Origin of the sequence: Paenibacillus pectinilyticus (genome assembly GCF_001700435.1) — a bacterium.
Lineage (GTDB): Bacteria > Bacillota > Bacilli > Paenibacillales > NBRC-103111 > Paenibacillus_E > Paenibacillus_E pectinilyticus.
In genome coordinates, this window is record NZ_LYPC01000012.1 from 17980 (window position 1) to 39755 (window position 21776).

The 21776-nt window shown below is 46.6% G+C and carries 20 protein-coding genes and 1 tRNA gene; 19 read left to right on the plus strand and 2 right to left on the minus strand.

The features are described 5' to 3' along the window. The first annotated feature begins 23 nt into the window (after positions 1 to 23). From hisJ to A8709_RS06070, 10 genes are all read left to right on the plus strand, one after another. Positions 24 to 830 (plus strand): histidinol-phosphatase HisJ, encoded by an 807-nt coding sequence (gene hisJ, locus A8709_RS06025; RefSeq protein WP_065851296.1) that lies wholly within the window; start codon positions 24 to 26, stop codon positions 828 to 830. 74 nt (positions 831 to 904) lie between these two features. Beyond that, positions 905 to 1855 carry a ribose-phosphate diphosphokinase gene (locus A8709_RS06030; protein ID WP_065851297.1) on the plus strand — a complete coding sequence of 317 codons (951 nt, stop codon included), beginning with the start codon at positions 905 to 907 and terminating at the stop codon, positions 1853 to 1855. Positions 1856 to 1946: 91 nt separating this feature from the next. After that, complete coding sequence (locus tag A8709_RS06035; protein ID WP_065851298.1) at positions 1947 to 3683, plus strand: tetratricopeptide repeat protein; 1737 nt, start codon at positions 1947 to 1949, stop codon at positions 3681 to 3683. A 100-nt stretch (positions 3684 to 3783) separates the two neighbouring features. Further along, a complete protein-coding gene (gene trxB / locus A8709_RS06040; protein WP_065851299.1) occupies positions 3784 to 4731 on the plus strand; it encodes a thioredoxin-disulfide reductase in 948 nt (315 codons plus the stop codon). Positions 4732 to 4891: 160 nt separating this feature from the next. Beyond that, positions 4892 to 5839 carry an ROK family glucokinase gene (locus A8709_RS06045; RefSeq protein ID WP_065851300.1) on the plus strand — a complete coding sequence of 316 codons (948 nt, stop codon included), beginning with the start codon at positions 4892 to 4894 and terminating at the stop codon, positions 5837 to 5839. Between the two features lie 76 nt (positions 5840 to 5915). Beyond that, the gene (gene rapZ, locus A8709_RS06050) at positions 5916 to 6803 is read left to right on the plus strand and encodes an RNase adapter RapZ (protein ID WP_065851301.1); all 888 of its coding nucleotides are present in this window, start codon (positions 5916 to 5918) and stop codon (positions 6801 to 6803) included. 31 nt (positions 6804 to 6834) lie between these two features. Next, positions 6835 to 7818, plus strand: coding sequence for a gluconeogenesis factor YvcK family protein (locus tag A8709_RS06055; RefSeq protein WP_065851302.1), 984 nt, complete (start codon positions 6835 to 6837; stop codon positions 7816 to 7818). Between the two features lie 5 nt (positions 7819 to 7823). Beyond that, positions 7824 to 8756: a DNA-binding protein WhiA gene (gene whiA / locus A8709_RS06060; protein WP_065851303.1), complete on the plus strand. Its 933-nt coding sequence runs from the start codon at positions 7824 to 7826 to the stop codon at positions 8754 to 8756. 146 nt (positions 8757 to 8902) lie between these two features. Next, positions 8903 to 9172, plus strand: a complete 270-nt coding sequence (locus tag A8709_RS06065; protein ID WP_028555561.1) for an HPr family phosphocarrier protein — start codon at positions 8903 to 8905, stop codon at positions 9170 to 9172. Between the two features lie 211 nt (positions 9173 to 9383). Further along, complete coding sequence (locus A8709_RS06070) at positions 9384 to 11147, plus strand: stalk domain-containing protein (RefSeq protein ID WP_065851304.1); 1764 nt, start codon at positions 9384 to 9386, stop codon at positions 11145 to 11147. A 120-nt stretch (positions 11148 to 11267) separates the two neighbouring features. Here A8709_RS06070 and clpP read toward each other — a convergent pair whose 3' ends face one another. Both clpP and A8709_RS06080 read right to left on the minus strand, forming a co-directional pair. Beyond that, a complete protein-coding gene (gene clpP, locus A8709_RS06075) occupies positions 11268 to 11849 on the minus strand; it encodes an ATP-dependent Clp endopeptidase proteolytic subunit ClpP (RefSeq protein ID WP_065851305.1) in 582 nt (193 codons plus the stop codon). Positions 11850 to 12026: 177 nt separating this feature from the next. Further along, a tRNA-Arg gene (locus A8709_RS06080) sits at positions 12027 to 12098 on the minus strand. Between the two features lie 262 nt (positions 12099 to 12360). On the opposite strand from A8709_RS06080, the gene A8709_RS06085 reads away from it, so the two are divergent. From A8709_RS06085 to A8709_RS06125, 9 genes are all read left to right on the plus strand, one after another. Then, positions 12361 to 13383 carry a sugar-binding transcriptional regulator gene (locus A8709_RS06085; protein WP_065851306.1) on the plus strand — a complete coding sequence of 341 codons (1023 nt, stop codon included), beginning with the start codon at positions 12361 to 12363 and terminating at the stop codon, positions 13381 to 13383. 83 nt (positions 13384 to 13466) lie between these two features. Continuing rightward, complete coding sequence (gene gap / locus A8709_RS06090) at positions 13467 to 14474, plus strand: type I glyceraldehyde-3-phosphate dehydrogenase (protein WP_065851307.1); 1008 nt, start codon at positions 13467 to 13469, stop codon at positions 14472 to 14474. 344 nt (positions 14475 to 14818) lie between these two features. After that, a complete protein-coding gene (locus A8709_RS06095; protein WP_065851308.1) occupies positions 14819 to 16000 on the plus strand; it encodes a phosphoglycerate kinase in 1182 nt (393 codons plus the stop codon). Between the two features lie 73 nt (positions 16001 to 16073). Then, complete coding sequence (gene tpiA, locus A8709_RS06100) at positions 16074 to 16826, plus strand: triose-phosphate isomerase (protein WP_057310211.1); 753 nt, start codon at positions 16074 to 16076, stop codon at positions 16824 to 16826. Position 16827: 1 nt separating this feature from the next. Continuing rightward, complete coding sequence (gene gpmI / locus A8709_RS06105; protein ID WP_065851309.1) at positions 16828 to 18366, plus strand: 2,3-bisphosphoglycerate-independent phosphoglycerate mutase; 1539 nt, start codon at positions 16828 to 16830, stop codon at positions 18364 to 18366. Positions 18367 to 18412: 46 nt separating this feature from the next. Beyond that, positions 18413 to 19705, plus strand: a complete 1293-nt coding sequence (gene eno, locus A8709_RS06110) for a phosphopyruvate hydratase (protein ID WP_065851310.1) — start codon at positions 18413 to 18415, stop codon at positions 19703 to 19705. A gap of 87 nt (positions 19706 to 19792) precedes the next feature. Further along, positions 19793 to 20503, plus strand: a complete 711-nt coding sequence (locus tag A8709_RS06115) for a M50 family metallopeptidase (RefSeq protein ID WP_065851311.1) — start codon at positions 19793 to 19795, stop codon at positions 20501 to 20503. 119 nt (positions 20504 to 20622) lie between these two features. Then, on the plus strand, positions 20623 to 20859 hold the full coding sequence (gene secG, locus A8709_RS06120) for a preprotein translocase subunit SecG (RefSeq protein ID WP_065851312.1): 237 nt from the start codon (positions 20623 to 20625) through the stop codon (positions 20857 to 20859). A gap of 76 nt (positions 20860 to 20935) precedes the next feature. Further along, on the plus strand, positions 20936 to 21748 hold the full coding sequence (locus tag A8709_RS06125; protein ID WP_244163111.1) for an alpha/beta hydrolase: 813 nt from the start codon (positions 20936 to 20938) through the stop codon (positions 21746 to 21748). The last annotated feature ends 28 nt before the right edge of the window (positions 21749 to 21776 follow it).

Here is a 21776-nt window from a genome sequence, read left to right on the forward strand (position 1 = left end):
AATGACCTGGAGTGAAATTCACGATGTTGATTGATTATCATACACATCATGTGCGCTGCGGTCACGCCTCTGGGGAACTGGAGGAATACGTCAAACGCGGCATCGAGATCGGACTTACCCAATTAGGGCTTTCTGATCATATGCCGCTTTTGCATGTCGATCCGCAAACGTATTGGCCGGAAATGGCGATGCCGATGGAGGAGCTTCCCCGTTATGTGGAAGAGTGCCTACATCTGAAAGAGAAATATAAGGATCAGATCGACATCCGTGTAGGTTTGGAAGGCGATTATATTGAAGGCTGCGAAACGGAGATTGCGGCTATCATCAACGCCTATCCGTGGGATTATGTCATCGGATCCGTCCATTTTCTAGGCGAGTGGGATATTTCCGATTTTAGGCAGCTGGCTGGTTGGGAAGGCAAGGATATTTTTGAAGTTTATACCCAATACTACGAGGCAGTTAAGCAAGCAGCTCGAACTGGACTGTATGATTATATCGGTCATATCGATATGATCAAGCGATTTGGCTATGTGCCGGATCGTGATACGTGGGAACTCGAGAAGTCAGCCTTGGATGCCGTCAAAGAAGCGGGACTAGCAATTGAACTGAACGCATCGGGGCTGCGTCATCCGTGTAAAGAAATGTTCCCGAGCCGCCGTATGCTGGAATATTGCCATAAGGTGGGAATTCCAGTGACGCTCGGATCGGACGCGCACCAGCCGGAACGGTTGTCTCAGTATTTGGATGAGGCGAGAGAGTTGTTAAAAACGATTGGATTTAACGAAATAGCCACATTTTCTGCTCGAAAACGACATCTTGTGACTTTTTAAATTCGACACGTATCATGTATAATGAGTAGGACTCTATAATCTATTTAATGAACCTTCGGAGGTAACCATTAACCATGCATAGCGACAATGTTAAAATTTTTTCCGGATCTTCGAATCCGAAGCTTGCGGAAAGTATTTGTAAAGAGCTCGGCCAGCCGCTAGGACAAATTAAATTATCCCGTTTTAAAAGCGGAGAAATTTACTGCCTTTACGAAGAAACGATTCGTAACTGCGACGTATTTCTGGTACAAACCTTCTCCCATCCGATTAATGAACATATGATGGAACTTCTGGTCATGATGGATGCGGCGAAAAGAGCATCTGCAAAAACGATCAACCTTGTCATCCCATACTATGGTTACTCTCGTCAAGAACGTAAAGCAGCTCCGCGTGAGCCGATTTCAGCTAAATTAGTCGCTGACTTGTTCAGTGCGGCAGGGGCAACTCGTGTTGTCACGATTGACCTACATGCGCCTGCGATTCAAGGCTTTTTCAATATTCCGGTGGATCACTTAACAGCGCTTGATCTGATTAGTGATTGCATCAAGAAGAAAAACCTGCCGAACCCAATCATCGTATCGCCTGATGCGGGACGTGCAACAACAGCAGAGAAAATGGCTAACATTCTCGACGCGCCATTCGCGATGATGATCAAGAAGCGCCCAGAGCACAACGAATCCGTAATCACTCACGTGATTGGTGATGTTGCTGGACGTACACCGATTATTATCGAGGATCTGATCGATACAGGGACAACGATCGTGAACGTCGTGGAAAGCCTCAAAGAGCGCGGTGCACTTGATGTCTACATCTGTGCTACGCATCCTGTATTCTCTGGCCCAGCATTACAACGCTTGGATCACCCGAGCATCAAGGAAGTTATTATTACGGATTCCATCGCGATTCCGGAAGGACATTCCGACAAGTTTAATGTGCTATCTGTAGCGCCTTTGTTGTCCGATGCGATTCGCATTATTAATGAAGGTGGATCCCTATCCTCCCTATTCAAATACGGCGGCGTATAGGCCCCATTTCTTACCTTCGGATAATGTTTTTGGCTTCTAGACGATCTATGGTATAATTTGATGGTAATCAAATTGCCGGAGGTGTCTTGCTATGGAAAAGAAAAAGCGTTTATCCGAAGCGCCAAAACCAAAAGTTATTGCAATAAACATGGATGCCGCCTTCTTTTTCGAGAGAGCGGTTCAATCTTTGGATCGACTTCATTATGATAAGGCATTGAAATATTTCCGGCGGGCAGCAGAATATGAGCAGGATAACCCTGTGAATCACTGCAACCTCGCGGGAGTTCTCTCCGAAGTGGGCAATTATGACGAGTCGAACCAAATTTTGCAGCATATCCTTGAAACGATCGATCCCGAGATGACAGAATGTCACTTTTATATGGCGAACAACTACGCCAATATGGAAAACTTCGAGCAGGCAGAACAAGCGTTGGTTCGGTATTTGGAGAATGACCCCACAGGGCAGTTCATGGACGAATCCGAAGAAATGATGGAAATGCTGAGCTACGAGCTTGATCGTCCCGCCCCTCTCACTAGCATCAAGAGTCGAGAAGGGCTGTTCGAGCATGATAAAGCCCGTGCGTTGCTGGAGGAAGGTAAATTTGCAGAAGCGGTCAGGCAGCTGGAGAAATTAGTGAAGAAGCAGCCTGATTTCACAGCGGCTCGGAACAATCTAGCTCTGGCCTATTACTATATGGGTCAGTTCGAGAAAGCGATGGAAACGATCCAAGAAGTGCTGGCTATCGATTCAGGTAACCTGCATGCACTCTGCAACATGGCAATTTTCCATCAGCATTTTGGCAATAAGAAGGAACTGGCTGAGCTGACTTCATTGCTTTGTAAGACGTTCCCGTTCCAGCAAGAGCACGTGTTCAAGCTGGCAACGACCATGGGAATACTTGCTCAGCACGAGAAGGCTTACCACTTGTTCAAGCGTCTGCTGAAAGCGGGTGACGGTGGAGCAGATCCTTGCTTGTATCACTATGCAGCCGTAGCGGCTTGTCATATCGGTCGCTTCGATGAAGCGCATCGCTACTGGAAGCAGGTTCAGAAGCTCGATCCTGGAGCTGAAATCTCGAAGTTCTACTTGGAGCAGCTGCGTGTGAGAGAGAAATCGGCGATTCCGCTCACGTGGAGCTACCACTATCATCTGCCGTTCGAAGAGCAGTTCCGTGCGCTTGAGAAGTCAACGCAGGGAATTCCAGACCAATTAAAGAAAGATCCGCTCGTGCGATCCTCTTTCTTCTGGGCTTTGCGGCACGGTGATGTAGAGACGAAGCTTCAAGTTATTCAAGCCTTTGGGCTGATTGCGGACAACGAAGTGCGAGATGCCCTGCAGGACTTCATTTTGGACCATAAAGAAGATGATTACTTGAAGAAGGTAGCCATTTTCGTCCTCCGAAGTATGGGAATCCGCGAATCGCTTCCGGCGTACTTGGAGAATAAAGATATCATGGTGGAAGCTTCCCTGTACTCGCCACACCTCCCTGTTTGGGATGCTAGATGGCAGAGCGTGATGGAAACGGCACTTTCACATATGCATAAGCGTTACGATATGGTTCAACAGTATGACTTGGAGATTCTATGGGTTGAATTTCTGACGAAGGTGTACCCGAATGTACCGAAGATTCATAAATCAGAGGGCTGGGCAGCCGCGTTAGAATATTTAATTGCCAAAATGCACCGCCGAACGATTTCCTATCAGGAAGTGGCTACGCGTTATGGGGTGACCGTTTCAACCGTTAGTCGACATGTGAAGCTTATTGATGACACCTGTGGATTACGTGAGAAAATGGAAGCGATATTCAATAAGTTTACGAGCCTTTGATAGCCGAGCTTCTCAAGTGAAAGTCCCGGCTTTCATGCATATATGATGACAAGTTTGTAAAGATAGCTTTCCTTAGGAAAGCACTCAGGAGGGAAACCATATGTATAAATCAGTCGTTGTAGGAACAGGACCATCCGGTCTAACAGCAGCTATTTACTTGGCGCGCGCGAACCTTAGCCCACTTGTTATCGAAGGACCAGAACCAGGCGGTCAGTTAACAACAACTACCGAAGTAGAGAACTTTCCAGGGTTTCCCGAAGGCATCATGGGACCTGAGCTTATGGAGAACATGCGCAAACAAGCAGAACGCTTTGGCGCAGAATTCAAGACAGGTTGGGTAAACTCCGTCGAATTGACGAATCGCCCTTTTAAACTGCAAGTCGAAGGCCTTGGCGAAATTGAAACAGAAACGCTGATTATCTCCACTGGCGCATCTGCTAGATTGCTGGGCATCACGAATGAGAAAGAAAACATTGGCCGCGGCGTAAGCACGTGTGCAACATGTGATGGTTTCTTCTTCCGTGGCAAAAAGATTATCGTAGTTGGCGGCGGTGACTCCGCCATGGAAGAAGCAAACTTCTTGACTCGTTTTGCTTCCGAAGTACGCCTCGTGCATCGTCGTGATGAGCTTCGCGCATCCAAGATCATGCAAGATCGTGCACGCGGTAATGAGAAAGTAAAATGGTCGTTGAATAACACGCCGCTAGAAGTTGTAGCTGGTGACAAAGGCGTAACAGGCCTGAAAGTGAAAAACAACCAAACTGGTGAAGATGAAATCATCGAAACAGATGGTATTTTCGTTGCCATCGGTCATACGCCGAACACGAAATTCCTCGGTGGACAAATCGAGACGGATGATCACGGCTACATCGTGGTGAAGCCAGGTACGACAGAAACGAACATCCCAGGCGTATTCGCTTGTGGGGATGTGCAAGATACGAAGTACCGCCAAGCGATCACAGCGGCAGGAAGCGGTTGTGCAGCAGCGTTGGAAGCGGAGAAATTCCTAGAAGGCAACAGTGTTCATGACTGGAGCATTTCTTTGTAAGTGATTATGGCATTTCAGTTAACGTGGAAGGCTATGCTTTCCACGTTTTCTCGTTTGTTTGGGGTGCTTCCTTATCTTGACCTCCCTGCAGGGTTGTCTTATAGTGGGAACAGGAGCATATGCCCGAAAATTTTATGATTATTCATGAGGTGACCTTGTAATGTCCAATCAAATTTATATCGGTGTAGATCTAGGCGGCACGAATATTAAGGTAGGTCTGTGTGACGAGCAAGGCAATCTGCTTAAAACGTTAGAAGGACCAACTTCACCAGAACTGGGTGCAGAGTCTGTCCTTGAACGAATTGCGCAATATGTGCGTCAAATTGTCGAAGAGTCGGATTATGATTGGGAGCAAGTGGCAGGTATTGGCGCAGGCTTGGCTGGATTCATGGATATTCCTGAAGGTTTCGTCAAATTTTCGCCTAATTTGCAATGGCACAATGTCCCTGCCAAGAAGACGCTGGAAGCACTTCTAGGTAAACAAGTTAAAATTGATAACGATGCGAACGTAGCTGCACTTGGTGAAGCTTGGGCTGGTGCTGGCGCAGGTATTCCGAATGTGGTGTGCTATACACTTGGAACAGGTGTTGGCGGCGGTATCATTATTAACGGTAAAATTTATCAAGGTTCCGCGGGTATGGCTGGAGAGCTTGGCCATATGTCCATCGTTCCTGACATCGAAGCGATTCAATGCGGATGCGGGCAAATGGGCTGTCTAGAAACGGTATCATCCGCGACGGGCATCGTTCGTATGGCGAAAGAAGCGGTTGAGCGTGGTGAGCGTACGTCGCTTGCTCTACATGAGAAAATTGAAGCTAAGCATGTGTTTGATGATGCCAAAAGCGGAGATGAAGTATCCCTGCGCATCGTGAACCGTGCGGCTTATTATATCGGGCGTTCCATGGCAGCTTTAGCTGTTGTTGTAAACCCTAAGCGCTTTATTATTGGCGGTGGCGTATCCAAGGCTGGAGAAATTCTATTCCAACCGATTCGTGAAACGTTCATGAAATACACACCAGGAGCAGCAGCTGAAGGTGTTGAGATTGTTGCAGCTACACTTGGCAATGATGCAGGCGTTGTTGGTGCTGCAGGACTGAATTTAAGATAGAAAAGCTAGACCGGGTTCGAAGGTGAACATGGCGGAAGCTGGTCTGCGATAGCACCCCCAAAGGAAGGTGTCATTCATGGAAGAAAACCACCCTTTAGCGAAACTGGTCATCATCACAGGCATGTCGGGCGCAGGGAAGACGATTGCGGTCCAAAGCATGGAGGATCTGGGATTCTTCTGCGTGGACAATTTACCTCCCGTCCTCATTCCTAAGTTTGCTGAGTTAATCGTGCAGTCGATGGGTAAAATCGGCAAGGTTGCTTTGGTTATTGACTTGCGCGGACGTGAATTTTTCACTGCGCTTCAAGAATCCTTGCGATATATTCAAGAGAATTACACGCTAAGCTATGAAATTCTCTTTCTGGATGCTACGGACTCTACGCTCGTGCAGCGTTACAAGGAAAGCCGTCGCCGACATCCTTTGGCACCAGACGGGGCGCCGCTTGAGGGCATTGGTCTTGAGCGCAAGCTGCTGGAAGAACTCAAAGGATTGGCTACGCAAGTCATTGATACGAGCAGCCTGAAGCCGGCACAATTGAAAGAAAGAATTATATCTCGGTTCACCAATCTAGAAGCTAATCGCATATCTATAAATGTAATCTCATTCGGGTTCAAATATGGCGTTCCCATTGATGCGGATCTCATCTTTGATGTGCGCTTTCTGCCTAATCCGCATTATGTGGATCAGCTGCGCCCCCAAACGGGTCAAGATCCAGATGTCTATGACTACGTAATGAAATGGTCAGAGACGCAAGAGTTCCTGACAAAGCTGCTGGATATGCTGAATTTCTTAATGCCTCAGTATAAGAAGGAAGGCAAAAGTCAGGTCGTGGTAGGCATTGGATGTACGGGCGGCAAGCACAGATCGGTTGCGATTACGGAATATCTGGGTAAAGTCATGGGGAATAGCGAGACCGAGACCGTGCGTCTAAGTCATCGGGATGCCGAGCGGGACCGCTTATAGGCGGCTATGCCATTAAGAGGGTGAAAGAACTATGGATCTTGGACAATTACAACGTAAACCCAGAATAGTCGTTATTGGCGGTGGAACAGGGCTCTCGGTGATGCTGAGAGGACTGAAAGAGAAGCCGGTTGATATTACAGCGATTGTGACCGTTGCGGATGATGGAGGAAGCTCAGGCATTCTAAGAAGCGAACTGCAGATGCCGCCTCCGGGTGATATCCGCAACGTGTTAACCTCGCTGGCTGATGTCGAGCCCTTATTGTCTTTAATGTTACAGTATCGATTTCAAAGCGGAACAGGTTTAGCTGGGCACAGTCTGGGAAATCTAATACTGGCGGCATTAACAGATATTACTGGTGATTTTGTAACCGCCGTGCAAGAAATGAATCGGGTCTTCGCTGTGCGGGGAAGAGTACTCCCAGCTTCGAATCAGGCCATTGTTTTGAAAGCCATCATGGAGGACGGGACTTTAGTTGTTGGAGAGTCCAAAATCCCCAAGGCCGATGGGCGCATCAAACGCGTATTCATTGAGCCGGCTAATGTAACACCGCTCACGGAGGCTGTTCAAGCGATTCGCGAGGCAGATGCGATTCTGTGCGGTCCAGGGAGTTTATATACCAGCTTGCTGCCGAACTTGCTTGTGCCAGGGATTGCTGAAGAAATCGTGGCGTCTAATGCCGTGAAATTATTCATCTGCAATGTGATGACACAGCCAGGCGAAACCGATGATTACTCCGTTAGTGACCATTTGGATGCCATTTATGATCATCTGGGTCAGCATTTATTTGACTATGTGATTGTAAACAATGGTGAAATACCAGCGCAGGTGCAAGCGAAATATGCGGAAAAAGGTTCAAAAGCGGTTCATTTAGATTTGGATGAAGTGACGAAAAGAGGCTATCGGGTTATCGCGGATCGACTTGTGCTATTCCGTACCTATCTTCGTCATGATGCAGAGAAATTGAGTGACCATATCTATCAGCTCGTCGAAAGCTGGCTGTTAAGGAAGAAGTGAGTCCCTTGTCCTTTGCGGCAACAACCAAAAAAGAATTAACTTTAATCAATGATTCAGAACCGTGTTGTGAAAAAGCGGAGCTATCTGCGCTCATTCGTATGAATGGCGCTGTGCAGTTAACGAGTCAACGTGTCGTATTGGATGTTTCTACGGAGAATGCAGCCATCGCACGGCGGATTTACTCGTTAATCAAGAAGACGTATAATACACACACGGAACTGCTTGTGCGTAAAAAAATGCGTTTGAAGAAGAATAATGTCTATATTGTTAGAGTCCCTGGTCAAGTGCAAGAACTTCTCAGCGATTTGAAAATTGTTTCTGAGGGTTTTATCTTTACAACGGGCATTAATAAGGATATTATTCGCGGCAACTGCTGTAAACGCGCATACCTTCGGGGAGCATTCATGGCCGGCGGCTCCGTTAATAACCCAGAGGGCTCTTCCTATCATTTGGAAATTGCTTCGATTTATGAAGAGCACTGTAAAGCATTAACGCAGCTTGCTAACAAGTTTGACTTAAACGCCCGATTCATTGAACGTAAGAAAGGGTTCGTGCTGTACATCAAAGAAGGCGAGAAAATTATCGAGTTTCTGAATATCATTGGGGCTCATCAGGCGCTGCTGCGCTTCGAGGATGTCCGGATTATGAAAGATATGCGTAACTCTGTTAATCGGATCGTCAACTGTGAAACAGCGAACTTAAACAAAACGATCGGAGCTGCTGTAAGACAGATCGAGAACATTCGATTGCTGCAGCGTGAGATCGGTCTCGACAGCTTGCCTGAGAAGCTCAGAGAGGTTGCGGAGATCAGACTTCAGCACCCTGACTTGAATTTGAAGGAAGTTGGCGATATGCTTTCAGGGAGTGTTAGTAAATCAGGCGTGAATCATCGGCTGCGAAAAATTGACGAATTGGCAGAAAAACACCGTAATTCGTAGATAAATTGGGGCTGTGCAACGCTTGTATAAGTTTTTCGCATTTTTTCTAGTGTACTTGAAGGAAAAATGCTATAATATTAAAACATAAGGTAACGCTGTTATTAATAGTAATCCATATAAGCTCCACACTAGGGGGAATTAGTTCCATGTCCAGACGTCCAGTCGTTGTGAAGTTGAGAACAGGACTTCATGCCAGACCTGCGGCATTGTTTGTTCAAGAGGCGAATAAATTTTCATCAGAGATCTTTGTTGAGAAAGATGAAAAGAAAGTGAATGCGAAAAGCATCATGGGAATTATGAGTCTTGCGATCAGCACAGGGACCGAAGTCTTCATAAGTGCAGAAGGTTCGGATGCCGAGCAGGCTGTAAACGCTTTAGTCACATTAGTCAGTAAGGAAGAATTGGAAAACCAATAATTCTTTAAAAGCCTGCCTTTCGAGGGGGCTTTTTTGCAGTTTGGGGATCCTTATTCACTTCCATCGAAAAGTGTCAGTTTTGTTAACTTTTAGTGGTTTTAGCAACCTTTTTCACTGGGCTACGTCTAATAAGCGTGGTCACGGTGGATAAGGCTATTTGTGTTACTCTTTCTACGTGCCTAGCCTAGCTTGAAGAAGGAGCCGAAGTGAAATGAATGTAGTAAAGAAAGAAATGATTGCACTACTTGCCGTACTCGTATTTCTTGTCAGCACGATAACAGCACCGGCCGCTTATGCGGTATCAACAAGCTCGTCCTTTATTTTACTTTATATCGATAAGTCAGAGGCATTCGTAAATCAAGAACAAATTAATCTGGAATCCCCGTCGACGATTATTGATGGAAGTACGTACGTTCCGGCTAAATTCTTAGGCGACACGCTCGGTTTTAAAGTGGAGTGGAATGATTTATCTCGTACGATTCAAATGACACCTCCTGGCTATAATATTATTCTAGACTCCGATCACAAAACCATAACCACCAATGGGGTCGATGTGCCCTTTAAATCTGTAGCGGCCATCGTGAATGGCAAATTGCTCGTGAAGCTAACTTGGCTAGCCGATTATATGGGTGCCAAGTATACGTATAACAGTGAATTAAGACGTGTAGAGATCGTGTATTTTAAGGCTCCTGAGGGTATCTACATTGACCAGGATAACAATTCCCGACCTGTTGCTAAGTTCGCCACAGCGAAGCCTACATATCGACTAGGCGAGCCTGTCAAATATGTGGATTTGAGCTACGATCCGGATGCAGAGGGTATTGCGTCATACGACTGGACGGGGAAGCAAGAAGCGTTCTTCAAACCCGGTTCCTATCCGGTTACCTTAACGGTGAAAGATGGCCACGGTCATGTGAGTAAACTTTTCAAAAGCTATGTAACTGTCGTAAATGAACCGTATTTATCCGAAGTGGAGTACCCGATTTATATGAAGCCGGTTGGCGGTTTCATCAAAACGAACTGGTCGACCATTTGGTCTCATTTTAATGAATTACCTTTGCTTCCGCGGGAAGTTAATGAAGTGCAAGGCCGCACGCTGCTAGTGAGCGATAGTCCTGAAGAATTCACATCGAGTGGTATCCTGTATCAAGACAACATTAATGGTAAAGCTCGTTTGTACGCGGACCATGTGAATGGCACAGACAAGAAAATGACAATGGCCATCTTCGCAACGAACAACTCGGACAAACCGGTTACGATTAAAACAACGAATAAAGGTGAAGTATATCCTTCCGTTTATGCGAATTTAATTGGGAGTGAAGCGTCCGTAGATTTCCTGCTAGAGAACGTATATACAGATACAATGACAGTGCCTCCAGGCGCGAGTTATGTGTATGCGAAGCTGCCGGATTTCTACCCTGGGCAAGGTGTTAATTTGTTCTATGATGTCGAAACCGACGGTCAGCTGCAAATGTCCTTTATCGTAACGGATCAAGTCTTAACAACAACGACAGTGAAAGAGCTGCCTTTACTCTCCTTCACAGGCCATGTGCGCGGCACATTCCCTGTGTCTCAGATTAATTGGAAGATCGATGCGTCGAGTTTCACGAAACCTTCCGTATTAACGATCGGTGATAACAAGACGGATCCGTTCGTCAAAGGCTATGACGTGATGCGCAAGTTAGATGTTGAGAACGGCGGCAATTATGGCGTGGTATATAAAATCCATGCAGATAAGCCGCGCAAGATGGCTGTCATGATTATGGCGAGAGGCGGCGTGTTCAAAGGGCCGTTCAAAATTAACGGCGAGATCATTCCAGTCCCTGCCTCCGGTGTGATTACAGCTTTCGACGGGCTAGAAGTACTAGCACGCACGACAGGCACTGAGGATTCCCTTGATATTGAGTTCACGCCACCTGCTGGCTCAGCATTCCCGATTGATTTGATTTTCTACCCATTGGAAGATAAGAAGTAAGAAACAAGAAAGAACAGGGCCTAATTCTCTTATTGTAAAATAAAAAAACCAGCCGACTTTCAACGCTCAGGTGAGCAATGAAGGTGCGGCTGGTTTTTTATATGGGCCTTTATAAAAGCATTAGACGCGTTCGATGACTTTATCGATGAGTCCGTATTCGGCTGCTTCTTTAGCACTCATGAAATTATCACGGTCTGTATCCTTCTCGATGCGCTCGAACGATTGTCCAGTGCGCTCTGCCAAGATCGTGTTCAGGTTGTCTCTCATTTTCAAAATACGCTTAGCGCGAATCTCGATGTCGGAGGCTTGACCTTCTGCACCGCCAAGTGGTTGGTGAATCATTACTTCGCTGTTCGGAAGCGCATAACGCTTACCTTTGGCACCTGCTGTTAGCAAGAAAGCGCCCATGGATGCGGCCATACCTACACAGATCGTGGATACGTCTGGTTTGATGAACTGCATCGTGTCGAAGATCGCCATACCGGCTGTGATGGAACCGCCAGGGCTGTTAATGTAAAGCGAGATATCTTTATCAGGATCTTGAGCGGCTAAGAAGAGCAACTGAGCAATGATGGAATTCGCCACAACATCGTTGACACCCGTGCCTAAGAATATAATGCGGTCCTTCAGCAAGCGAGAGTAGATGTCATATCCTCTTTCACCGCGCGCGTCCTGTTCGACGACCATAGGAATAAAACTCATGAGAATGACCTCCTTGGGGTTGGGTTACAAGCTTGGTTACATACTATTTACAGTATCTACAAGTATGATAACGAAAAAACGTCTGAAGGTCAAGAAAGGTCAAACTAAACGCAAAAAAAATCAGCTTCAGAGCTGATTCGGGTGTAAATCTATAGATGTCATGCTGCATGTACTGGACGCGCCCGAAAGGAATCGAACCTTTATCTCAGGCTTCGGAGGCCTACGTCATATCCATTGGACCACGGGCGCATAGTTGGTTAAAAAGGAAGCAAGGGTTATTATAAGACAGCTTCCCAGAAAAAGCAAGATAGAAAGCCCTTTCAGTCCAAATTGCTTAAAATGTTTGAACAAATGTTGAATGTTACTCCGAGATTGGTTATAATAAGAACTGTAAGGCGAAACGAAATACGAAATTGAGTTAGGAACTTTTTTTTCGCCCGGGTGGGACGCAAAATGTATACCCGGGACATAAAACGTCCTACAATGGATCAGGAGTGTTAGAAGTCGTTCAATGAGAGAGATTCTAGACATTCAGAAACAGCTTATGCCTGATCTTATGGACATCATGAAGAAACGGTATTCGATTCTGCAGCACATCTTAGTATCTGGTGTTGTTGGACGAAGGACGCTAGCGTCCTCACTTGATATGACGGAACGCGTACTCCGCGGTGAAGTGGACTTCCTGAAGGAGCTTGGGCTTCTCGAATCCGACGCAAGCGGCATGAAGATCAGTGAGTCGGGTCGTCAACTGCTAGAGGATATGCAACCGATCATCAAGATGGCGTTTGGTTTAACCGATTTGGAAGACAGTATTGCTAAAGCTTTTCATCTTACGAATGTGATTATCGTTCCAGGAGATTCCGACACTTCGATCTTTACGAAGAAGGAGCTTGGACGCGCCGGTGCCGCGGCATTGCGCAAATATGTGTCCAAAGATGATATCATCGCGGTAACGGGTGGTTCAACCATGGCGCAGATTGCCAATAACTTGGCAATATCTTCTTCGATGAAGGGCAGTTGGTTCGTTCCTGCACGTGGTGGACTTGGTGAAAGTGTGGATATGCAAGCGAACACGATTGCTTCCATTATGGCCAAGAAGACAGGCGGGAAATACAGATTGCTGCATGTACCCGATCATTTGGGAGAAGAAGCCTATCAATCGCTTATCCAAGATCCGCAGATTCAGGAAGTTGTTAACGCTGTGCGTAGTTGTCGCATCGTTGTACACGGTATCGGAGATGCTATGGTCATGGCACGCAGACGTAAGGTAGATAGTGAGACTACGAGCAGTTTGAGAGGCGATGGGGCACTTGCTGAGGCGCTTGGTTATTATTTTGACCGCCAGGGTAATGTGGTTCATAAGATGCCGACAGTCGGATTACGGCTGGAAGATCTGCAGCGTGTTGAAGTTGTGATTGGTGTTGCTGGTGGTAAGAGCAAGGGTGAAGCGATCGCCTCGGTACTGCGACATGGCCAAGAAGATGTGCTGGTCACAGATGAAGCAGCAGCCTTGGAAATCATGAAGCATGTTTAACGGAGAAGTTGACATCATAACGTATGCCTTCTTGGCTGCGTTTTGAAATATAAATATTTATTTAATCTTAGGAGGAACTGACTATGACAACAAAAGTAGGTATTAACGGTTTCGGACGTATTGGTCGTAACGTATTCCGCGCAGCATTGAACAACCCAGATGTACAAATCGTGGCAGTAAATGATTTGACTGACGTTAAAACATTGGCTCACTTGCTTAAATATGACACTACTCACGGTAAACTAGACGCTACAGTTGAAGCTGGCGAAGGTGAATTGATCGTTAACGGTCGTTCCATCAAGGTTTTTGCTGAGCGTAACCCTGGGGATCTGCCATGGGCATCTGTAGGCGCTGAAATCGTAATCGAATCCACTGGTATTTTCACAGCGAAAGAAAAAGCAGAACTTCACTTGAAAGGTGGAGCTAAGAAAGTTATCATTTCCGCTCCAGCTTCTGACGAAGATATCACAATCGTACTTGGTGTTAACGAAGACAAATACGATCCAGCTGCTCACACAATCATCTCCAACGCTTCTTGTACAACAAACTGTCTAGCTCCTTTCGCGAAAGTTATCAACGATAGCTTCGGAATCGTAAAAGGTATGATGACAACTGTTCACTCGTACACAAATGACCAATCCGTTCTAGACGTTCCACATAAAGACCTTCGTCGTGCTCGTGCAGCAGCTGAGAACATCATTCCTTCCAGCACTGGCGCAGCAAAAGCAATCGGTCTAGTTCTTCCTGAGCTTAAAGGCAAATTGAACGGTATGGCTATGCGTGTTCCTACACCTAACGTATCCGTAACTGATTTGGTTGTTGAGCTTAAAGTTAACGTAACTGTTGACGAAGTAAACGCAGCTTTGAAAGCAGCTTCCGAAGGCCCTCTTAAAGGCATTCTGAACTACACAGAAGATGCACTTGTATCCAGCGACTTCAATGGTGACCCAGCTTCCTCCACAATCGACGCTTTGTCCACAATGGTAGTTGGCGACAACATGTTGAAAGTTGTTTCCTGGTACGATAACGAGTGGGGCTACTCCAACCGCGTTGTTGACTTGGTAGCTTTCATCGCTAAAAAAGGTCTGTAATTTCATAATCATCACATAACAAAACCACATGAAGGGGAGAAGCGATTCTCCTCTTTATGTGCGATTTACACACAAAATAAACGGCTCCGCCGTCCTTTAAGGACGCATCGCAGTGTTTATGGAGAAATATAGCCGACTTATTATGTGGAACATATAAATGCTTATATTTTAGAAAAAGATGGACCCGGAAGAGAACCATACATGCCAGAGCTTATGCTTAAGAAGTCAGTTGTCTGACGAAAACTTAGGTGTAATGCTTACGAACGATAATTTACTAAAGTAAAACTTAAGATTACGCTTACGAAGTCAGTTTTCTGACGAAAACTTTTAGGAGGCCTTTTACGATGAATAAGAAAAGTGTTCGCGATGTTGAAGTAGCTGGTAAAAGAGTATTTGTTCGCGTTGATTTCAACGTGCCTGTAGAAAACGGTCAAATCACCGACGATACACGAATCAGAGAAACGCTTCCTACGATTAAATTCTTAGTTGAACAAGGCGCTAAAGTTATTCTTGCTGCTCATTTTGGTCGTCCTAACGGTCAAGTGGTGGAAGAACTTCGCTTAACACCGGTTGCGGCTAAATTAGCTGAGCTTCTGGGTCAAAACGTGATCAAAGCGGATCAATCCGTTGGTGAAATCGTGAAAGCACAAGTCGATGCGCTTGAAAATGGCGACGTTCTTCTACTTGAAAACGTTCGTTTCAACGAAGGCGAAGAGAAGAATGATCCTGCATTGGCAAAAGCTTTCGCTGATCTAGCTGATCTGTTCGTGAATGATGCTTTCGGTGCTGCTCACCGTGCACATGCTTCGACAGCAGGCATTGCGGCTTATATCCCGGCTGTATCCGGGCTTTTGATGGAGAAAGAGCTTGATGTTCTAGGCAAAGCGCTGAACAACCCAGAGCGTCCTTTCACAGCTATCGTTGGCGGATCCAAAGTTAAAGATAAAATCGCGGTCATCGAGAACCTCCTGAACATTGCAGACAACGTCCTCATTGGCGGTGGTCTAACTTATACATTCTTGAAAGCACAAGGCTACGAAATCGGTAAATCGCTTTTGGACAATTCGAAGCTTGATCTAGCACTTAGCTTTATCGAAAAAGCAAAAGAAAAAGGCGTGAATTTCTTACTTCCTGTGGATATCGTTGTTACGGATAAATTCAGCGCTGATGCTACTACACAAATCGTTGGCATTGACAGTATTCCTGCGGATATGGAAGGCATTGATATCGGACCGAAAACACGTGAACTTTACGCAGACGTTATCGCGAAATCCAAACTGGTTGTTTGGAATGGACCGATGGGCGTATTCGAAATCGAGCCTTTCTCCCACGGTACACGTGCTGTAGCACAAGCTTGTGCTATAACAGAAGGCTACACAGTGATCGGTGGCGGCGATTCCGCTGCAGCAACTGAGAAATTCCACTTGGCTGAGCAAATGAACCATATGTCCACAGGCGGCGGCGCTTCCTTGGAGTTTATGGAAGGTAAAGCATTGCCAGGCGTAGTAGCACTTAACGATAAATAAGAAATTTTTATATATAAAAAGCGTATGCTTACGACGTCAGTTATTCTGACGAATAACTTTAAGGAGACTTACGATGAGTAGAACACCGATTATCGCGGGTAACTGGAAAATGTTCAAAACGGTTTCCGAAGCGATCAGCTTCGTGAACGAAGTCAAAGGCAGCACAGTTGAAGGCGTGGAGAGCGTTATTTGCTCCCCTTTCACAAACTTGCCTGCATTGGTTGAAGCTACAAAAGGTACTGACGTTCACGTAGGCGCTCAAAACCTTCACTTTGAAGATAACGGCGCATTCACAGGTGAAATCAGCGGCGTGATGCTGAAAGATCTTGGCGTTGAGTACGTCATCATCGGTCACTCCGAGCGTAGAGCTTACTTCGCAGAGTCCGACGAAATCGTGAATAAGAAAGTCGTTGCGGCTTTCAAACACGGCTTGAAACCAATTCTTTGCGTAGGCGAGAAATTGGAAGAGCGTGAAGCAGGTCAAACGAAAGAAGTTTGCAAAGTACAAACAGAAGCAGCTTTCGCTGGTCTAAGTGCGGAGCAAGCAGCACAAGTAGTTATCGCATACGAGCCAATCTGGGCGATCGGTACTGGTAAATCTTCCACAGCGGAAGATGCACAAGACGTGATCGGTTACATCCGTACATTGGTGAGCGGTCTTTACGGAGCAGCAGTTGCAGACGTAGTTCGTATCCAATACGGCGGCAGCGTAAAACCGAATAACATCGCTGAGTACATGGCACAGCCTGACATCGATGGCGCGCTTGTTGGTGGAGCGAGCTTAGAGTCCGCTTCCTACATCCAACTCGTCCAGGGGGCGAAGTAACATGTCCAGACCGAAACCGGTAGCACTCATCATTCTCGATGGCTTCGGACTCCGCTCAGAAGAGCAGGGGAATGCGGTTGCTCATGCCAAAAAGCCGAACTACGACCGTTACTGGTCGACGTTCCCTCATACAACCCTCACCGCTTGCGGTGAGGCTGTAGGTTTGCCAGAAGGCCAGATGGGGAATTCTGAAGTAGGACACCTGAACATCGGTGCAGGCCGTACAGTGTATCAGGATCTTACAAGGATTTCGAAATCGATTCGTGATGGCGAATTCTACGACAATGAAACGATCTTAGGCGCTGTTCGTCATGCCAAAGATAACGGCAAGAAGCTTCACCTGTACGGTTTGCTTTCGGATGGCGGCGTACACAGTCACATTCAGCATTTATTTGCTCTTTTGGACTTGGCGAAGAAAGAAGATTTTCATGAAGTTTACATCCACGCATTTCTTGATGGCCGCGACGTAGCTCCGGATTCTGCAAAGGGGTACATGGAAGAGCTTTTGAACAAAATCAAGGAAGTCGGCGTAGGCAAAATTGCGACCGTGCAAGGCCGCTATTATGCAATGGACCGCGACAAACGCTGGGAGCGTACGGAGAAATCCTACCGCGCCATGGTGTATGGCGATGGCCCAACCTACACGGATCCGATGAAAGCGATCGTTGAATCCTACGAGAAATCCGTCTACGACGAGTTCGTTATGCCAACAGTTATCGTTGGTGACGATGGTCAGCCGGTAGGTCTTGTAGAATCAGGCGATGCTGTCATCTTCTTCAACTTCCGTCCTGACCGTGCGATTCAGCTGTCCCAAGTCTTCACGAATGAAGACTTCCGCGGCTTTGATCGTGGTCCTAAAGTAGCGAAGAACCTCTACTACGTGTGTCTGACGTTGTTCAGCGAGTCCGTAGACGGTTTCGTAGCGTACAAACCGAAGAATCTCGATAACACGCTGGGCGAGGTATTGGCGCAGAACGGTCTGAAGCAGCTTCGCGCTGCGGAAACTGAAAAGTATCCGCACGTCACGTTCTTCTTCAGCGGTGGTCGTGATGCCGAATTGCCAGGCGAAACTCGCCTTCTGATTCCTTCACCGAAGGTTGCGACGTACGATTTGAAGCCTGAAATGAGCGCTTACGAGTTGGCGGATGCTGTCGTGAAAGAAGTAGAAGCAGAGCGTCATGACGTGATCATCTTGAACTTCGCGAACCCTGACATGGTAGGTCACTCTGGATTGCTGGAGCCAACAGTGAAAGCGATCGAAGCGACAGACGAGTGTCTAGGTAAAGTTGTTGAAGCGATCCTAGCTAAGGGCGGCGTCGTCTGCATCACAGCGGATCACGGAAATGCAGATGTGGTTACGAACGCGGATGGTTCACGCAACACAGCGCACACAACGAATCCAGTGCCTTTTATTGTGACAGACAAATCTGTTACACTAAGAGACGGCGGTATTCTGGCAGATATAGCACCAACGATGCTAGATTTCTTAGAAGTGAAGCTACCGGAAGAAATGACGGGCGCAACGATTCTAAACAAGTAATAAAGCAATTAACAAATTTATATTATTGAAGGAGTGTTTTTTCACAATGACAATTATTTCTGATGTTTATGCACGCGAAGTATTGGATTCCCGCGGTAACCCAACGGTTGAAGTAGAAGTATACCTAGAGTCCGGCGCATTCGGCCGCGCTATCGTCCCTTCAGGCGCTTCCACAGGCGCATACGAGGCTGTTGAGCTTCGTGATGGTGACAAAGCTCGTTACCTTGGTAAAGGCGTTCTGAAAGCCGTTGAGAACGTAAACGAAATCATCGCTCCTGAAATCATCGGCCTAGACGCTCTTGATCAAGTTGGCATCGACCACAAAATGATCGAGCTTGACGGTACACCTAACAAAGCAAAATTGGGAGCTAACGCAATTCTAGCTGTTTCCATGGCTGTTGCTCGCGCAGCTGCTGACGCTTTGGACGTGCCATTGTACGTTTACCTTGGTGGATTCAACGCGAAAACTCTTCCAGTTCCAATGATGAACATCATCAACGGTGGGGCACATGCCGATAACAACGTTGACGTTCAAGAATTCATGGTTCTGCCTGTTGGCGCACCAACATTCAAAGAAGCTCTTCGCATCGGCGCTGAGATTTTCCATAGCTTGAAATCCGTATTGAAAGAAAAAGGCCTTAACACAGCAGTTGGCGACGAAGGCGGATTCGCTCCTAACTTCAAATCCAATGAAGAAGCAATTACGACAATCCTTACAGCTATCGAAAACGCTGGTTACAAACCAGGTGTTGACGTATTCTTGGGTATGGACGTGGCTTCCACTGAGTTCTTCAAAGACGGTAAATACCACCTTGAAGGCGAAGGCAAATCCTTCACATCCGCTGAGTGGGTTGACTTCTTGGCTGCATGGGTTGATAAATATCCAATCATCACGGTTGAAGATGGTTGCTCCGAAGACGATTGGGAAGGTTGGAAATTGCTTACTGAGAAATTGGGTAACAAAATTCAACTCGTTGGTGACGATCTGTTCGTTACGAACACTGAGCGTCTTTCCCGCGGTATCGAAGAAAACATCGGTAACTCCATCTTGGTTAAAGTTAACCAAATTGGTACACTTACTGAGACTTTTGACGCGATCGAAATGGCAAAACGCGCTGGTTACACAGCGGTTATCTCCCACCGTTCCGGTGAGAGCGAAGACAGCACAATCGCTGACATCGCGGTTGCTACAAACGCTGGTCAAATCAAAACAGGTGCTCCGTCCCGTACGGACCGTGTAGCGAAATACAACCAACTTCTTCGTATCGAAGATGAGTTGTTCACTGTAGCTCAATACGCTGGTAAAAAAGCATTTTACAACTTGAGAAACTTCAAATAAGTTGATTCGTATATAATCAAATAAGATCATGAGCGAGCAGGTGATGATGTCACCTGCTCGTTTATGCAATTAGGGGGCGTCAGTCGTATGAGCAACTGGGTGAAGACTATTCTATTCCTGATAGGTTCCGCAGTGCTCACGCACTGGATCCCTTCTGCTTTTTTCAGGAACCTAGACACGATGGTACATGAGTTCGGTCACGCGGTGGTCACGCTGGCGCTGTCGGGCAAGGTGATGTACATTGAGCTGTACAGCGATCAAAGCGGGGTTACCTTATCCAGCATGACGAAGTCATGGGCGATCATTCCTGTGTCACTGGCGGGTTATATGACAGCATCCCTATTCGCCTGGTTTCTGTTCTCTGCCTACGGAAGAGGCAAGCAGCGACTTGGTTTACAAGTGATGGTGGTCTTGTCCGCCCTATCGCTGGTGTTATTCGTGCGCAATGGGTATGGGGTTACTTTTTTGATCGGTTTTATTATACTAACGGTCGTGGTTCTAGCCTTTACACCTAAGTGGCTAAGTGACTTCTACTATCTGCTGCTGGCGTTCTTATGCTTGGAAGAATCGGTGTTTGGCCCAGCTTCCTTGATCTTGTATGCGGTGCAAAATAGTCGGCAAGCAGGAGATGCCACTAATTTGGCGGTGCATACGGGTATTCCTGCTATCGCATGGGCGGTCGGATTTACTCTGTTTGCGCTATGGTGCGCGAAGCAAGCGGTGAGTGCCTTCTTAGGGCGGAGCAAGGGTGCCAAACGCTCAAGTCGCCCAACTGCGACGCCATCATACCGTGATTAAGAGGTTAGCATTAGAGGTTACAGGGATGCTTAGGCGTCTTGGTTGTATTTATGGACGAACTATGTTAAAATACTCATGCTAGTTGTATAAGGCAAAGAATAGGCAATTGGGGTGCTAATATGTTAATCTTTATGAAAATTTTGTTAATCATAGCTTCGGTTGGATTAATCGCGATTGTCCTTTTACAAAAAGGGAAAAGCGCAGGCTTGTCCGGTGCCATTTCCGGTGGCGCAGAACACTTATTTGGTAAACAAAAAGCACGTGGTTTAGAACTATTATTGTCCCGTACAACAATGGGGCTTGCTGCTGCATTCTTCATCCTTTCCATTGTCGTAGCCTACGTAGTGAAATCCTAACACACATAAAACGATAACAGCAGGGGAACTATACTCCTGCTGTTTTTTCATTTTGAGCGAGTGATTCGTATTGGAGTTGGCTGTCATCGAGCAGAGGGTATATAAGTCGACAGAGCCGTTTTTTTGGACAGGTAGTGGCAAGAACCAAGAAACCGGCATATTAATGATTCATGGGTTTACAGGGTCCCCCTCAGAATTCAGACGAATTGCTTATGAGTTGCGGGAGGATGGGTACACCATTCAAGCGATTAGGCTGCCTGGACACGGCACGTCGCCAAAGGATATGAAGCGTACCGGATGGACGGATTGGTATGGGCATGTGCTGGAGAGCTTTGACGGGCTTGCAGCTACATGCAAAAACGTGATTGTTATGGGGCATTCAATGGGTGGTTTGCTTGCATTGAAGCTGGCGGTAGAACGTCGTACAGCGGGAATTATCTCGCTGGCTACGCCTATTTATTTGACTTCAAGGAAATCGGCGCTTGCCGTTCTCGTGCAATATTTTAAACCTTACATAGCCAAGAAACCCAAACAAGTCTCCACGCTGTTAGATGAGTCATGTGCATATACCAAAACGCCGATTCGCTGCGTCGTTAGCTTACGTAAGCTTTTGAAACAAGTACGTGGATTATTGCCTCAAGTGCAAGCCCCGATATGGATCGGGCAAGGAAAGAAGGATGGTGTCGTCCATCCCCGAAGTGCAGACTTTATACAAGAGCGGACTTGCTCGCAGGTCAAACAGCTTCATTACTACGAGGAATCCTCTCACGGCATGCTGCTAGATAAGGAAAGAGAGCGCGTTTATGCGGACATATCTGGGTTTATCCTTTCCTTGGAAGTGGCATACTATGGAGTGAAGGAATCAGATACGGTGATAGAGAAAGCTTAGCTTAACAACAACAAGAAGGTGATATGAG